11 protein-coding genes and 3 pseudogenes are annotated in these 13,762 nt (G+C 75.7%); 7 read left to right on the top strand and 7 right to left on the bottom strand.

Features of this window, described 5'->3' with window-relative positions; all coding sequences use genetic code 11:
- Window positions 1-5: 5 nt before the first annotated feature.
- From ACIPXB_RS02155 to ACIPXB_RS02145, 3 genes and pseudogenes are all read left to right on the top strand, one after another.
- A pseudogene (locus ACIPXB_RS02155) lies at window positions 6-518 on the top strand (hypothetical protein); the annotation flags it as partial.
- A 146-nt stretch (window positions 519-664) separates the two neighbouring features.
- A complete protein-coding gene (locus tag ACIPXB_RS02150; RefSeq protein ID WP_401443340.1) occupies window positions 665-1,030 on the top strand; it encodes a UBP-type zinc finger domain-containing protein in 366 nt (121 codons plus the stop codon).
- Between the two features lie 22 nt (window positions 1,031-1,052).
- Complete coding sequence (locus ACIPXB_RS02145) at window positions 1,053-2,147, top strand: polyprenyl synthetase family protein (protein WP_401443337.1); 1,095 nt, start codon at window positions 1,053-1,055, stop codon at window positions 2,145-2,147.
- A gap of 56 nt (window positions 2,148-2,203) precedes the next feature.
- Here ACIPXB_RS02145 and ACIPXB_RS02140 read toward each other — a convergent pair whose 3' ends face one another.
- Window positions 2,204-2,416 (bottom strand): hypothetical protein, encoded by a 213-nt coding sequence (locus tag ACIPXB_RS02140; protein ID WP_401443335.1) that lies wholly within the window; start codon window positions 2,414-2,416, stop codon window positions 2,204-2,206.
- A gap of 164 nt (window positions 2,417-2,580) precedes the next feature.
- On the opposite strand from ACIPXB_RS02140, the gene ACIPXB_RS02135 reads away from it, so the two are divergent.
- On the top strand, window positions 2,581-4,032 hold the full coding sequence (locus ACIPXB_RS02135; protein WP_401443333.1) for an amidase: 1,452 nt from the start codon (window positions 2,581-2,583) through the stop codon (window positions 4,030-4,032).
- 39 nt (window positions 4,033-4,071) lie between these two features.
- Here ACIPXB_RS02135 and ACIPXB_RS02130 read toward each other — a convergent pair whose 3' ends face one another.
- A complete protein-coding gene (locus ACIPXB_RS02130) occupies window positions 4,072-4,872 on the bottom strand; it encodes a VOC family protein (RefSeq protein ID WP_401443331.1) in 801 nt (266 codons plus the stop codon).
- Window positions 4,873-4,997: 125 nt separating this feature from the next.
- Window positions 4,998-5,444: pseudogene (locus ACIPXB_RS02125) on the bottom strand (HAMP domain-containing protein); the annotation flags it as partial.
- A gap of 187 nt (window positions 5,445-5,631) precedes the next feature.
- Here ACIPXB_RS02125 and ACIPXB_RS02120 point away from each other — a divergent pair.
- The 3 genes and pseudogenes from ACIPXB_RS02120 to ACIPXB_RS02110 all read left to right on the top strand — a co-directional run.
- Window positions 5,632-6,060 (top strand): DUF6153 family protein, encoded by a 429-nt coding sequence (locus tag ACIPXB_RS02120; RefSeq protein ID WP_401443329.1) that lies wholly within the window; start codon window positions 5,632-5,634, stop codon window positions 6,058-6,060.
- A gap of 126 nt (window positions 6,061-6,186) precedes the next feature.
- Entirely contained in the window at window positions 6,187-6,828 is a 642-nt protein-coding gene (locus ACIPXB_RS02115; RefSeq protein ID WP_401443326.1) for a DUF305 domain-containing protein, read from the top strand.
- A gap of 77 nt (window positions 6,829-6,905) precedes the next feature.
- A pseudogene (locus ACIPXB_RS02110) lies at window positions 6,906-7,034 on the top strand (pyridoxal-5'-phosphate-dependent protein subunit beta); the annotation flags it as partial.
- Between the two features lie 101 nt (window positions 7,035-7,135).
- On the opposite strand, the gene ACIPXB_RS02105 reads toward ACIPXB_RS02110, so the two are convergent.
- From ACIPXB_RS02105 to ACIPXB_RS02090, 4 genes are all read right to left on the bottom strand, one after another.
- Window positions 7,136-9,064, bottom strand: coding sequence for a hypothetical protein (locus ACIPXB_RS02105; protein WP_401443323.1), 1,929 nt, complete (start codon window positions 9,062-9,064; stop codon window positions 7,136-7,138).
- Between the two features lie 83 nt (window positions 9,065-9,147).
- A complete protein-coding gene (locus ACIPXB_RS02100) occupies window positions 9,148-9,729 on the bottom strand; it encodes a GAF domain-containing protein (RefSeq protein ID WP_401443321.1) in 582 nt (193 codons plus the stop codon).
- 25 nt (window positions 9,730-9,754) lie between these two features.
- Window positions 9,755-10,588, bottom strand: a complete 834-nt coding sequence (locus tag ACIPXB_RS02095; protein ID WP_401443319.1) for a S8 family peptidase — start codon at window positions 10,586-10,588, stop codon at window positions 9,755-9,757.
- The gene (locus tag ACIPXB_RS02090; protein ID WP_401443317.1) at window positions 10,585-13,749 is read right to left on the bottom strand and encodes an adenylate/guanylate cyclase domain-containing protein; all 3,165 of its coding nucleotides are present in this window, start codon (window positions 13,747-13,749) and stop codon (window positions 10,585-10,587) included. Before ACIPXB_RS02090 ends, ACIPXB_RS02095 begins: the two co-directional genes overlap by 4 nt.
- Window positions 13,750-13,762 lie beyond the last annotated feature (13 nt).

Genomic DNA, 13,762 nt, shown 5'->3' with positions numbered 1-13,762 from the left:
GACGTATGGCACAGGCCGCCGACCCGGCGCGGACCGTCATCCTGACCGTGGACGACGACCCGGGAGTCTCCCGCGCGATCGCCCGTGACCTGCGGCGCCACTACGGCGCCGGCTACCGGATCGTGCGGGCCGAGTCCGGGGAGTCGGCGCTGGAGGCGCTGCACGAGCTGACGTTGCGGGGCGATCTGCTGACGGCCTGGCGCTCCGGCGACTACCGGCCCGTGCCCGCCACGAAGGTGGTCGGGCACCGCTGGTCGGCGCCCTCCTCGCGGGTACGGAAGTTCCTGGCCCGCAACCAGGTGCCCTACCGCTGGTACTCCTCCGACGAACCCGAGGGGCGGCGGCTGCTGGAGGCGGCCGGGGCCGACGGGCACCGACTGCCGGTGGTCATCACCCCGGAGGGCACGGCGCTGATCGAGCCGGAGCCGCCCGACCTGGCCGCCCACGTCGGACTCGCGACGACGCCGGCGGCCGACTTCTACGACCTCGTCGTGATCGGCGGCGGCCCGGCCGGCCTGGTCGACAAGCACCACGGCAGCCTCCAGGCCGAGTCGGTCCCGGGCGACACCCGCTTCCAGGTGCTGCTGCCACTGACGGCCCCCGCCCCCGGAACCGACCCCGGGCCCGGACCCGCCACCGACCTCCCAACCGCCGAGGAGCCGGCATGACCGACGACACCAAGGACATCAAGGGAATCGACCCGGGCGTCCCGCCCACGGGCACCGGCTGCGTCGACTGCGACGCGGTGGGCGGCTGGTGGTTCCACCTGCGGCGCTGCGCCCAGTGCGGGCACATCGGCTGCTGCGACTCCTCACCGGCCCAGCACGCCACCGCCCACTGGCGGTCCACCGGCCACCCCCTGGTGCAGAGCTTCGAACCGGGCGAGGCGTGGTACTGGAACTACGACACCGACACCATGTACGAGTCCGGCCCCGCGCTGACCCCACCGGAGGCCCGCCCGGAGAGCCAGCCGGCCCCGGGCCCGGCCGACCGGGTCCCGCAGGACTGGCCGGAGCGGCTGCACCGGTAGAGGGTCGCCGATACTGATCTTCATGCACCCCCACGTCACCGCCGCCACCCTCGAACGCGTCGCCGGGCACCGGGCCCGCTTCGACCTCCGGTTCGGGCAGTACTTCGACACCCTCGCCGGGCGTTTCGACGTCCCGGTGCCCAGCCGGTACGTCCCGCGGTGCGTGGAGCTCCTGCGGGAGTTCTCGATGCGCGGCGGCAAGCGGCTGCGGGTGGTGCTGCTGTACGAGGCGGCCCGGCTGGTCACCACGGACGAGGTGGCGGGGCTCGCGGAGGCCGCCCTGAGCATCGAACTGCTCCAGACCCACGGGCTCGTCCACGACGACATCATCGACGACGCGCCCCTGCGCCGCGGCGGCCCCTCGACGTACTACGCCTACCGCGCCGAGTTCCCCGGCAGCGGCCCCACGGCCCTCGGGCTCGCGGTGCTCGCCGGGGACCTCGCCGCGTTCCTGTCCACCCAGGTCCTGCTGGAGGCCGCGGCCCCCGCCGAACTGCGCCAGGCCCTGCTCGGCGTCCACACCCGCACCGCCGCGGAGACCGTGGCCGGGCAGATCGCCGACCTGGAGCGGGACTCCCACGCGCTGCCCGACGAGGAGTTCCTGCACACCGTCACCGACTTCAAGAGCGCGCGGTACTCCGTCCTCGCGCCGCTGACGATGGGCCTGCTGGCCGCGGGCGAGGACCCGCGGCCGCACCGCGCCCGCCTCCACCGGTACGCCAGGCTGGTGGGCATCGGCGAGCAGATGCGCGACGACTACCTGGACCTGTTCGGCCCGTACGGCGACGACCCGGCGGCCGAGGGCAAGTCGACGGGGGCCGACCTCCGCGCCGGCCGCCGTACGTACGCCGTCCGCGCGCTGCTGGCCGCGACGACCGGGGCCGACGCGGCGGCCGTCGAAGCCGCGCTCGGCGACCCCGGCTGCACGGACGCGACCCTCGGCCGGATCCGGGAGATCGCCCGCGCCGCCGGTGTGGACCGGACGCTCAGGGCGGAGATCCGCCGGCACGCGGAGGCGGCCGCCGCCGAGGCCGCGTCCTGGGAGCCGTTCTGGCGCGCGGAGGCCGTGGACTTCTTCCGGGGCCTGCCGATGTGGAACGTGGAGCGGATGCCCTGAGGCCCGGAAGCCGGCCTCCTCGGGCGGCCGGCGACGCGCTCGTCCACCGCGGGGTGTCAGGCCTCGCGGTCCATGACGCGGCGGGCCGCCTCGGCCTCGGCGGCCGGCGGGGACAGTTCGTCGAGCGTGTCGAGCTCGTCGTCCGACTCCAGCTCGCGTTCCCAGGCGGCGGCGAGCCGTTCCCGCTCCTCGGGAGGCCCGTTCTCGACGGCCTCCCGGTGGTGCGGGTCCAGCGCCGCGAGGAATCGTCCGACCGCGTCCGTCGGCATGGGCCGTACTCCTTCTCGCCGGGCGGGAGGGGCGGCGGCCACCGTGCCGCCGCGCCGTTCCAGCATCGCGAACCGGCCCCACCCCGGCCGCCCGACACGGCACGCCGTCACCCGGATAGCCTTGCCCCCAGTTACCGGCAGGTAGGCGTGAAGGGGTGGGGTCCATGAGCAAGGACGACGCACGGCGCGGGGAACAGGACCGGGACGACGCGGAGTTGATGTTCCACGGGGTCGCCCGGCAGGCCGAGCTGGTGCGCGGCGGTACGTACACCTCCCGCGCCCTGGTCGAGGCGGCGCTGCGCCGGACCGCCCGGCTCGACCCGGCCCTCCGGGCCTTCCGCGTCGTCCTCGCCGAGCAGGCCCTCGCCGAGGCCGACGCCCGTGACGCGGAGGCGCCGCGCGGCCCCCTCCACGGCGTGCCCGTCGCCGTCAAGGACGAACTGGACGTCGCCGGTCAGGTCACCACGTTCGGCGGCTCCGCCAACCGCACTCCCGTCACCGCCGATTCCGAGGCGGTACGCCGCCTGCGCGCCGCCGGGGCCGTCGTCATCGGCAAGACGGCGATGCCCGAGTTCGGCCAGTGGCCGTTCACCGAGTCCGCCGCCCACGGGCACACCCGCAACCCCTGGGACACCACCCGGACCCCCGGCGGGTCCAGCGGCGGCAGCGCCGCCGCGGTCGCGGCCGGGCTCGTCGGGGCGGCGCTCGGCGGCGACGGCGGCGGGTCCATCCGTATCCCGGCCGCCTGCTGCGGGCTGTTCGGCCTCAAGCCCCAGCGCGGGCGGGTCTCCACGGCCCCGCAGTCCCACCTCTGGCACGCCCTGGGCACCCTGGGGCCGCTGACCCGCACCGTGCGGGATTCCGCGCTGCTCTACGACGTCCTCGCCGGGACCACCGCCACCGACCGCTGGAGCGCCGGGCCCGCGGCGGCCACCGGCTGGCTGGAGGCGCTGGAGACCCCGCCGGGCCGGCTGCGCATCGGCTACAGCGCCACGCCCGCCGTGCCCGGGGTCCGTCCGCATCCGGAACACGTCGGGGCCCTCCTGGAGACCGTACGGACGCTGCGCGCGCTGGGCCATGACGTACGGGAGGTCGACCCCCGCTACCCGGACGCGACGCTCGCCTTCGCCGCGCAGTTCTGCGGCGGCGTACGGGCGGAGGCGGACGCCGTCGAACGCCCGGACCTGCTGGAGCGGCGCACCCGAGGCACCCTCGCGCTCGCCCGGCTGGTGCCCGACTCCGCCGTGGAGCGCGGGATCCGGGCAGGCGAGCGGCTGGCGGAGCGCGCCGACCGGATGTTCACCACGATGGACCTGCTGCTGACCCCGGTCGTGGCGGCCCGCCCGCGCCCGGTCGGCGCGCTGGACGGAGCCGGGCTGCTGACGGCGCTGGCGCGGTCGCGCCCGATGGTCGCCTACACCGCCCTGTGGAACGTCACCGGCCACCCGGCGGCCTCGGTCCCCGCGGGCCACGGCACGGACGGGCTGCCGCTGGCCGTACAGCTGGTGGGCCGCCGCGACGACGAGGTGACCCTGCTGCGGGTGTCGGCGCAGCTGGAGGCGGCCCGCCCGTGGGCGGACCGGCGCCCGCAGCTGCCGCCGTACGGAGGCGGATGACCGGCCGGCGGGGCCACGGCCGGTCCGGAGCCGGACCCCTCAGTCCTGCGTCGGGGTCAGGAGGACGAAGTCCGCGTTCGCCGGGTCCAGGCAGACGGCCATCCGGCCGACGCCCTCCGCGTCCACGGGCCCCATCTGCACGGTCCCGCCGTTCGCGGTGACCTGGGCGACCGCGGCGTCGCAGTCGGCGACGGCGAAGACGGGGTGCCAGTACGGCCGTCCCTGCGCCGCGGCGAGGTCCTTCGCGGACAGCTCCATGAGGCCGCCGTGCATGCGGTCCTCGGGGAGACCGGCCGGGGTGATGAGGGTGTAGGTGCCCCCGCCGCCGCCCGGCATCTCCATGTCGCTGAACTGCCAGCCGAACAGACCGCCGTAGAACTCCCGGGCCGCCGCGGCGTCGGTCGTGTACAGCTCGGTCCAGCAGAGCGAGCCCGGCTCGTCCACCAGCTCCACGCCCGTGTCCGTACCCGGCTGCCAGACGGCGAACTGTCCGCCCAGCGGATCGCTGTACTGGGCCATCCGGCCCCACTCGCCGAGGTCGCGCGGCGGCACCCGCACGGTGCCGCCCGCGTCGCGGACGGCCTGCGTCGTGGCGTCCGCGTCGGCGACGCGGTAGTAGATCATCCAGGCCGAGCGGGCGCCCTCCTCGGTGAGCTTGCCGAGCCCGGCGACACTCTTGCCGTCCTTCCGGAACATGCCGCCCTCCATGTCCTCGCCCTCCCCCATGGACTCGTAGTCCCACCCGAGCACGGCTCCGTAGAAGGCCGCGGCGGCCTGGACGTCCGGCGCGCCCAGGTCGAGCCAGCAGGGAGAACCGGGGACGAAATCAGTGGTGATCACGGCAGTGTCCTTTCGCGGGCCTGGTACGCCTTCAGCCTGGCACGGGGCACTGACACCCGCCCTCGGACGAGCGGAGGGGAAGGACGCTCCGGCTCCCCCCGGTTCGCCGGGTGGACCGGGGAGAGCCGGACCGTGACGCGGAGGCCGCCGGCGGGGAGGTTGTGGACGACGGCGTTCTGGACGAGGTTCGTCACCATGCGCAGCAGGAGTTCGGCGGAGCCGCTGGTCCGGGCCGCCCCGCCGGTGACGTCGAGCGTGATCCGGCGCTGTTCGGCGACGTGCGAATCGAGCCGTTCGAGCATCGAGTCGAACGCGTCCGACAGTTCGCGGAACTCGTCCTGGCGGCCCCGCATGCGGATGCGGTGGCACAGCGAACCCGTCCCGGCCATCCGTGCCGCGTCCGTGATCCGTGTGAGGGGTGCGGGCATCCGGCCGGCCAGGATCCAGCCGCCGGCCAGACCGAACACGAGCAGGAAGACCATCGCCACGGCCGCGGCGGGGAGGAAGGTGCGCACGAGGAGGTAGCGGTTGGGAGCGATCCCGAGGAGGCCCTGGGAGGTGTCGGGGACGTAGGCGGGCAGGGTCGCGTCGGGGTGCACGTCACCATGGCAGCCGAAGGGCTGTTGCGGTGGCGTATGCGATTTTCGACAGGTCCGCGATACACGACACCGGCCGTGTGGTCGGGGCGGGGAGCCGTAGCCGCGGCCCGGTCCCCGGCCCCGGCCGCCGGCCCCTGAGACGGCCCCGTACGATGCCCGCATGGCCCTTGCCGCGCAGCCCGCAGGACGCCGCCCCGCCGGGCGCGGCTTCGTGCTGCTCGTCCTGGTCCTGCTCGCCGGGATCCTCGGCATGCATGCCCTGACGCCCGGACCGGCGGCCGCCCCGCACCCGGCGACGGGGCACCCCGCGGCCGCAACCGCGGCCACGACCTCGGCCAGTGCCCACGCAGCGGACACGGCCGGGCCCGGTGAGGACTGCTCGCACACGGCCGGCGGTTCGCGCCACGTCGACCACGCGGACGCCACGTGCGCCGCGACCGGCGTCTCCTCCCCCTACGCGCCGCCGCCCCTGGTCTCCGGCGCCGTCGTACCCTGCGGCGTCCCCGCGTGGGTCGCATCCGTGCCCGAGGGGGGCGTGAGCGGCCGGGCCCCGCCCGATCTGGCCGAACTGCAACTCCTGCGGATCTAGAGCGCCCGTCGCGGTCCGCCCGCCGCGCGCGTATGCGCCGGGGTGGGCCGCGTCCGCGGACCGTCTCCCATCCGTACCGCACGCATGCCCGCGTACGCGGCATGCGCAGCAAGGAGTTGCACCAGCATGACCACCGAGCGTTCCCTCGTCCGCCGTACCGCCGCCGCTCTCGCCACCGGGGCGACCCTGCTCGTCCTCGCCGCCTGCGGCAGCGGCGACGGCGACTCCGCGGGCCACGGCGGCCACAACGGCGGGACCAGCGCCTCGCCGTCCGCGCCGGCTTCCGCGCCCGCCTCGCCGGCTCAGCACAACGCCGCCGACACGGCCTTCGCGAAGGGCATGATCCCCCACCACCGCCAGGCCGTCGAGATGGCCGCACTCGCGCCGTCACGCGCCGGGTCCACCGAGGTCAAGACGCTGGCCGAGGCCATCAGGAAGGCCCAGGACCCGGAGATCCGGACCCTCTCGGGCTGGCTCACGTCCTGGGGCGAGCAGGTGCCCGCCGAGGGTGCCGTCGACCACTCCGCGCACGGCACCGGCGGGATGATGAGGGCGGAGCAGATGGACGAGCTGAAGGGCGCCTCGGGCAAGGCGTTCGACACCGCCTTCATGCAGCTGATGATCGAGCACCACGAGGGGGCGGTGGCCATGGCCAGGACGGAGCAGGCGCAGGGCGCTTTCCCCGGGGCCCGGACCATGGCGGAGGCGATCATCACCTCCCAGTCCGCCGAGATCGAGCTGATGAACAAGCTCCTCGGCAAGAACTGACCGGCCGGCTGACCGGTCAGTCGACCGGCTGACCCGCTGGCCTTCCCACCGAGAGCCCGTCCGTCGCCCGGTCCGGCCTGTCGGGGCTGGTCGGCAAAACACCCCCGTGCTGCGCGTGCCGGGGCTTCTGGGCCGAGCTCGAGGGCTTCAACCCCGGCGGCATCAAGGACCGGCCCGGCCTCCACATGGCCGAACGCGCCCGCGCCTGACCGGCGCCGCCCGGCCGCCGGCCGTCCCTATCCGGGATACGGACGGCCGGCGGTCCGTGGCGTCCGCGCACCACCCGCTCGGGGGCAGGGGACGACTCCTACGGCGCGGTCAGGAGCTCCTCGATCGTGCCGCGTTCGGGGTGGTCCGGGCCGCGTCCCGCCAGCCGTCGGTACAGCCGCTGCCAGGCCGCTTCGTCCGACACCGGCAGGTGCGCGTGGACCAGGGCCGCTACGCGCTCCACCGCTTGCGCGATCTGGGCGGGGGCGTCCGGCCGGCACCGGGCGTCGCCGAGGTGGCGCAGCACGCTCGGGCCCCCGCCCACCCGGCGCAGCAGGTCGTCGGGGGTGATGAGGCCCTTCGTGAGCAGGTCTTCGAGGTAGCCGGTCGTCTTGTCGGACGTGCCGGTGTAGTCCAGTCCCGCCCGCAGCACGCTCTTGTCGGCGATCCAGTGCTCGGCGTAGGAGCGGTGGCTGCGGTGGTCGCGGCGTACCGCGTCGATGTTGCGGGCCGCGACATCGGCCGGTGTGCGGGGGCGGTTGACCATCTGGGGCCAGTACCGGAAGGGCTCGCGCGCGTGCTCGGCCTCCAGCTGGTTCCAGTCGGCGTCCGGGAAGAGCTCCATCAGCCGGTCGGCCGCGTCCGCGCCGGCCCGCGGGCCGAGGCCGCGCAGGCGCGAGACGAGCTTGGCCGTGGTCAGCTCCTGGTCCACCCGGGCGCGCAGGGCCGCGAGCGGGTCGGGAGCGGCCAGCGCCTTCCGGCAGATGCGGGTGACCGCGGGGCTGACGACGCCGGTGGCGAGCAGGGCGGACAGCCGGGCCGGGCCCGCGTGCCGCAGCAGGGTCAGGCAGCCCGTCAGCTGCTCGGGCATCTTGAACTTCTGCCGGTGGCTGCTGGCGAACGCTGCTTCGACGAGCTCCGGTTCGACGGCGTGCAGGCAGTCGGGGAGCGCGTTCCACGGGATGCGGTCGACGTACGGTGCGAGCGCGACCGCCGGGTCGGTGAGGGCTGCGCGGTGCTCCTCGGCGCCGACGTGGAAGTGCAGGTCCAGGACGGCGAGGTGAATCTCCGGATCGCCGTGTTCCAGGAGCCGCAGCGCGGTGCCCCGGGTCAGGTCGTGGCCGCGGGCGATCACAAGGAGGGCTTCGCGGTCCCCGGTGCGCCGGAGGTGTTCCAGGACCGCTCGGGGCGTGCCGTGGCGCAGGGCGACGACGTACCGGGCCAGCAGGGTGCCGGTGCCCGCCGGCAGGACGGGCATCAGGGCGTCCAGGACGTCGGCGTCGCACCGGCGCAGGACCTCGCCCGCCGGCCACCACCACCGGGCGTCGAACAGCTGGTCCGCGGTCTTCCGGCTGTCCAGGGCGCGGTCGGGCAGCAGGCCGGCCGGGTCGGCCGGGACGGTGTCCCGGGACCGCCGTACCAGCGCGGGCCAGCTGAGCAACGGCTCGGGTCCCGCGGCGCCGGGCCGGCAGAAGGCCTCGACGGTGGTGAGCAGCCTGAGCCAGGCGGCCGGGTCCGCTCCGAGCGAGGCCGCCAGGTGCGTCCACAGTTCCCGTTCGAAGGCACGGCGCGCCCGCTCGTGGTCGAAGCGGATGCGGTACGGCATCGTCCAGCGGGCCGGGTAGGCCGCGACGATGTCCGCAGCGCCGACGGCCCCGGCCTCGTAGGCCGCCACGAGCCTGTCCGCGCCGGCCGGGAAGCGGTCGGGGGAGGCCGCGCCGGCCGCCACGTCCTGCCGCAGTCGCTCCAGCGCCGCGGCCCCGTCGGCGGGCGGCGCCGGGTGGGGGTTGCCGGTGTCCGTCGGCAGTTCGCAGCGGTGCCATGCCTCGGTCAGCCACTCGGGGCGGCCGGCGGCCCGGGGGTACCGGCTCGGATGCGTACGCCCCAGAAAGCGCACGGCATCGGCGTCGGCGGGCAGGGCGGGGGCGCCCCCTCCCGCCTCCGTCGCCAGGCGGCGCAGGAGGTCGATCGCCGCCACCGCCGCCTGGTGGACGTCTTCCTTCGGCGCGTCGTACGGACGGGCTCCCATCGAAGTGCCTCTCTCCTGCTGCTCGTTCTCTGGATCGAGCACCAGTCCATCACGGGGGTCCGACGGTGCGGCGAGCGGGCCGGTCACTCTCCGACGAGACGGCGGGCCTCCGAGAGCAGGCGCAGGAGTTCGGTGCGCGCGGGGTCGTCCGGGGTGTCCGGGGCCGGGCGGGGCCCGTAGGTGGTCAGGACGTGCAGGGCGACGGCGGCCTGACGGGCGAAGAGGCCCAGCAGGTCGAGCTCGGGCAGGCCGGACCGGGCCTGGGGGGACGGGTCGAGCACCTCCAGGACGCCGAGGACCCGGTCCCTGCGGATGAGCGGGGCGGCCATCAGCGCGTTCGGGACGTAGCCGGTGGACTCGGCGATGTCCCTGTCGAAGGAGGTGTTGTCGTGCAGGTCGTCGACCACCATCGGTTCCCCCGAGGCGGCGACCCACCCGGCGATCCCCCGGCCCGCCGGGAACCGCCGGCCCACCAGGAATTCCTGTCCCTGCCCGGAGACGGCCTCGAAGATGAGCTCGTCCGCCGCGGCGTCCAGGAGCATGATGGAGCTCGCCTGCGCGCCGAAGATGGCGCGCGCGGTGTCCACCACCGACTGCAGGAGCTCCGCCACGACCGGATCCGGCCGGGGTGCTGCGGATACGACAGGGGCGATCGTCTGAGCCATGGGGCTTCCCTTCCGGCGCCGGTGGTCACCGGCTGCCGTGGACACGGACGTTGGCTGCGGACAGGTACAGGGCGTTCTTCAGCTGGAACGGCGTCAGCCGGGGGCCGCTCGACAGGATCCGTGCACAGAGCCCCGCGATGAACGGGGTGGCGTAGCTGTTGCCGGAGCTGCGGATCGACGTGCCGCCGAGCCACGCCACCTGGACTCCTTGGCCCGGAGCGAAGAACTCCACCGGGGGCTCGGGGTTGTAGAGGTGGAGGTCCAGGTCGTCCTCCTGGTGGCTGCCGACCGAGATGACCGAGGAGAAGCGCCAGGGAAAGCTCTCCACACGCGTGTTGTGGGCGGCGGCGACGATCACGGTCTGCTGGAAGTACGCCTCGTCGGCCAGGCGGCGCAGCTCGTTCACGAAGCGGTCGTGGGTGGTGGACAGGCTCAGGTTCACCACGTCGAACCGCTGGCGCACGGCCCAGCGGATGCCTTCGAGCAGGACGTCCCCGCTGCCGGAGAACCGGTCGCCGAGCACCCGGATGCTGGACAGCTCGCAGTCCGGCGCGACGCGGCGGATGATCCCGGCGCAGGCGGTGCCGTGACCACAGGCGTCCCCCTCCTGCGTCTCCTCCACATGGACCCCGTCGTCGTCCTTGAAGACGCGCCATGACCGGTCGACGGGGCCGACCATGGGGTGGTCCCGTTCGACGCCCGAGTCGACCACGCAGACACGTACCCCGTGCCCGGTGCCGCCGAGGAGGCCGTCGGCGGGCGGGTCCGGTGGACCGTCGGCCTCGACGGGGACGTCCGCGGGGCCCCGCCCTCGCAGGGCCCAGGTGAGGGCGGGCGGCGGTTGCTGGGCGGTGGTCATCGTGGTGCTTCCTTTCCGGCTCCGCCGGCTCGTCCGCCGGCTCGTCCGACGGCGCGGCCGTGCCCGGGCGGGCGGCTGTGGCAGCGGGAGAGCATGGCCTCGGCCTGGCGTACGGCGGGGAGATGTCCCTTGGCCGCGAAGCGCCGGCGGGCGCGCCCGGCCGCGGCGGCCGCTTCGGCCGGGCGCCCCAGCGCGAGGGCGGTACGGGCGAGGTCGAGGGCGGCGGTGCCCTGGACGATGGGCGAGTCGGTGCGGGCGGCGGAGGCGAGGGCCCTGGCGGCCAGCCGGGTGGCGGTCCCGGCCTGGCCCCGCGCGGCGGCGATCCGGGCGCGCAGGCCGTCGAGGTCCGCCGACTCGGCGTGGGGCCGGGCCGGCTGCGCCCGGTCCCCCTCCAGTTCGGCGAGGGTGCCGCGGGCGGTACGCCAGTCGCCCAGGTCCAGCCGGATGCGGGCGGCGTCGAGCAGGGCGACGCGCCGCAGGGCCATGGCGCCCAGGTCCCGCGCGGTGGCGGCGGCCCGCTCCAGGCTCAGGAGCGCCTCCTCCCGGCGGCCGGTCAGGTCGGCCACGGTCGCGGTGAAGAGCGGCAGGAAGGCGTCGGCCTCGGCGTAGCCCAGCCGTTTCGCGAGGTGCTCCGCCTCCGCGAGGCAGGCCAGGGCCCCGTCACGGTCGTCGTGGAGGGCCAGCACCACCGCCAGGGGGCAGTTGAGGGTCAGCCGGACCGCGCGGCGGCCGGCCCCCTGGTCGGCGAGCAGCTCGCGGCAGCGGGACACCGCGTCCGCGACCGGTTGGGGGCCGCGCCAGAGCGAGACCCCCAGCGCGCCGAGGGCCGCGGCCCGCTCCGGCTCGGCGTCGGCGCGTACCGCGTGGTCCAGCGCGCGGGCGAGCAGGCGCTCCGCCGCCCGGTGCCGGCCCTGTTCCTGGGCGCGCTGGGCCAGCCGCAGGCAGGCCCTGGCCTGGCCGAGGTCGTCGCCGGCGGCCGCGAAGACCGGCAGGGTGGCCTCGGCGGCCTGGGCCGGGGACTCCTCCGGTCCCGCGGACCGGCCGGCGGAGGCGAGGGCGAGGCGGGCGTGCGCGGTCTCCACCGCCTCCCCGCCGCCGGCCGGGGCCTCGGCGAGCACCTCCTCGAGCAGCGCCCTGCCTTCGGTGCCGCGCCCCAGGTCCAGCAGCGTCTGGCCGAGGCGTCGGCGGGCCGCCGTACGTCCCGGTTCGCCCGCCGCGTACCGGGCCGTGGCCCTGGTCAGTACGTCGGCCGCCCACACGGGGTCGGCGTGGGCCAGCGCCAGCCGCCCGGCCTCGGCGAGCGCGTCGGCGGCGCGCCGGCGCAGCCCGTCGGTGTGCGCGTCCTGGGCGCCCAGCTCGACCCGGTAGCGGTAGGCCTGTTCCAGATGGCCGCCGACCGCCGCGCTGCCCCGCCGGCGGACCGAGTCCAGCCGGGCCGCCCGTTCGTGCTGGTCGGCCCGGTCCTGCTTGGACTGGCTGGCGTAGACGACCTCCTGGATCAGGCCTCCGGCGAACCGGAACGCCCCGCCGTCCGGTCTGATCAGGCGGTGCCGGACCAGCCGGTGCAGCAGGGGCCGGAGCCCGGCCCCGGTCCACGCCGGCGCGGGCGCTCCGGCGAGCGCCGTCAGTTCGTCGGCGGTGAAGTCGCCGCCCAGCACGGACGCCAGGCCCAGGGCCCGGTGCTCGGGCGGGTCGAGGGCGTCGATCCGGGCGCCGATGAGGGCCTGGAGCGGGAGCGGGACGCTGTCGGCGTCGACGGGGCCGCCCGCGACCAGCAACTGCTCCAGGTGCAGGGGGTTTCCGCCCACCCGGGCCAGGACCGCGGGACCGAGCGGCGGCTCGTCGTGCGCCGTGCCCCCGGCCAGCTCGGCCGCGAGGCGTTGTGCCTCGGCGTCGGTGAGCCCGGCCAGCGGCACGGCGTCCACGGCCAGCTCGGGTCGTACGTCGTACAGCTGGGGGCGGGTGAGCAGGATGATCAGGACGGCCGCGTCGGCGAGGGCCCGCAGCAGCCGGTCGAGGGTGTCGAAGAGCGGTTGCGCGGCCCAGTGGCAGTCGTCGATGACCAGGACGACGGGCTCCGCTTCGGAGAGCCCGGCGAGGACCTTGGCGAGCGCGGCGCAGGTGTCCGCCGGCGACGGGTTGGGCGTCCCGTCCAGGAGCAGGCCCTGGTGGAGCACATCCAGTTCGGGCGACGGTACGGCCGTGCCGCCGGTGCCCAGCAGGTCGGCCACGGCATCGGCGAGCGGTCCGAGGCTGGGCTGCTCGCCGCGGGCCCGGCAGCGCCCGACGCCGTACCGGGGGCCGCCGGCCGTGGCCGTGGCCGTGGCCCGCTCGAGCCACTCCCGCACGAGTCTGGTCTTGCCCTGGCCCGCCTCCCCGCCGACCACCAGGCGATCGGCCCGGCGGGTCCGGACCACCCGGTCCAGCGTCCGGTCGATCAGGACGAGTTCGCGGGTGCGGCCGACGAAGGCGAGGTCGAAGCGGCGCAGCGCCTCCGGGTCCGCCGCCTCGTCCAGGCCGAGCAGGCGGTGCGCGGCGACCCGGTCGGCCTTGCCCTTGAGCAGCAGCGGGCCGGTCGGCGTCGTCCGGACGCCCGCTCCGGCGGCCGCCAGGGTGTCCGGTCCGATGAGGATCTCCCCGGCGGCGGCGTTCTGTTCCAGGCGTGCGGCCACGTTGACCACCTCGCCGGAGACCATCGCCTGCCGCAGGGTCGCCGAACCGGTCACCGCCTGGCCGGTGTTGAGGCCGATGCGCATCTCCAGCCGTACGCCGACGCCCTGTTCCAGCCGGTCGTTGAACCGGGCGAGCGCCTCCCGCATGGCGAGGGCGGCGGCGACGGCCCGGCGGGCGTCGTCCTCGCGTACGGTCGGCACGCCGAAGACGGCCATCACGGCGTCCCCGATGAACTTCTCGACGGTGCCGCCCTGTTCCTCGATCCGCAGCCTCATCAGGTCGAACCAGCGCAGCGTCACCGAGCGCAGGGTCTCCGCGTCCAGTGCTCCGGAGAGCGCCGTGGAACCCACCAGGTCGCAGAAGAGGACGGTGACCACCTTGCGGCCGGTCGGCCTGGCCGTGACCGGCCCGGGGGTGCACGGGCTGCCGCAGGAGGGGCAGAACCGGGCGTCGGGCGGCAGTTCGCTCCGGCACGAGGCGCAGGGCATGGGTTCCTCCGGT

It is taken from the genome of Streptomyces sp. NPDC090022 (assembly GCF_044748145.1).
Taxonomy (GTDB): Bacteria; Actinomycetota; Actinomycetes; order Streptomycetales; family Streptomycetaceae; genus Streptomyces.
Note: the sequence above shows the minus strand (reverse complement) of the source record. Positions and strands in the feature narration are given on the sequence as shown.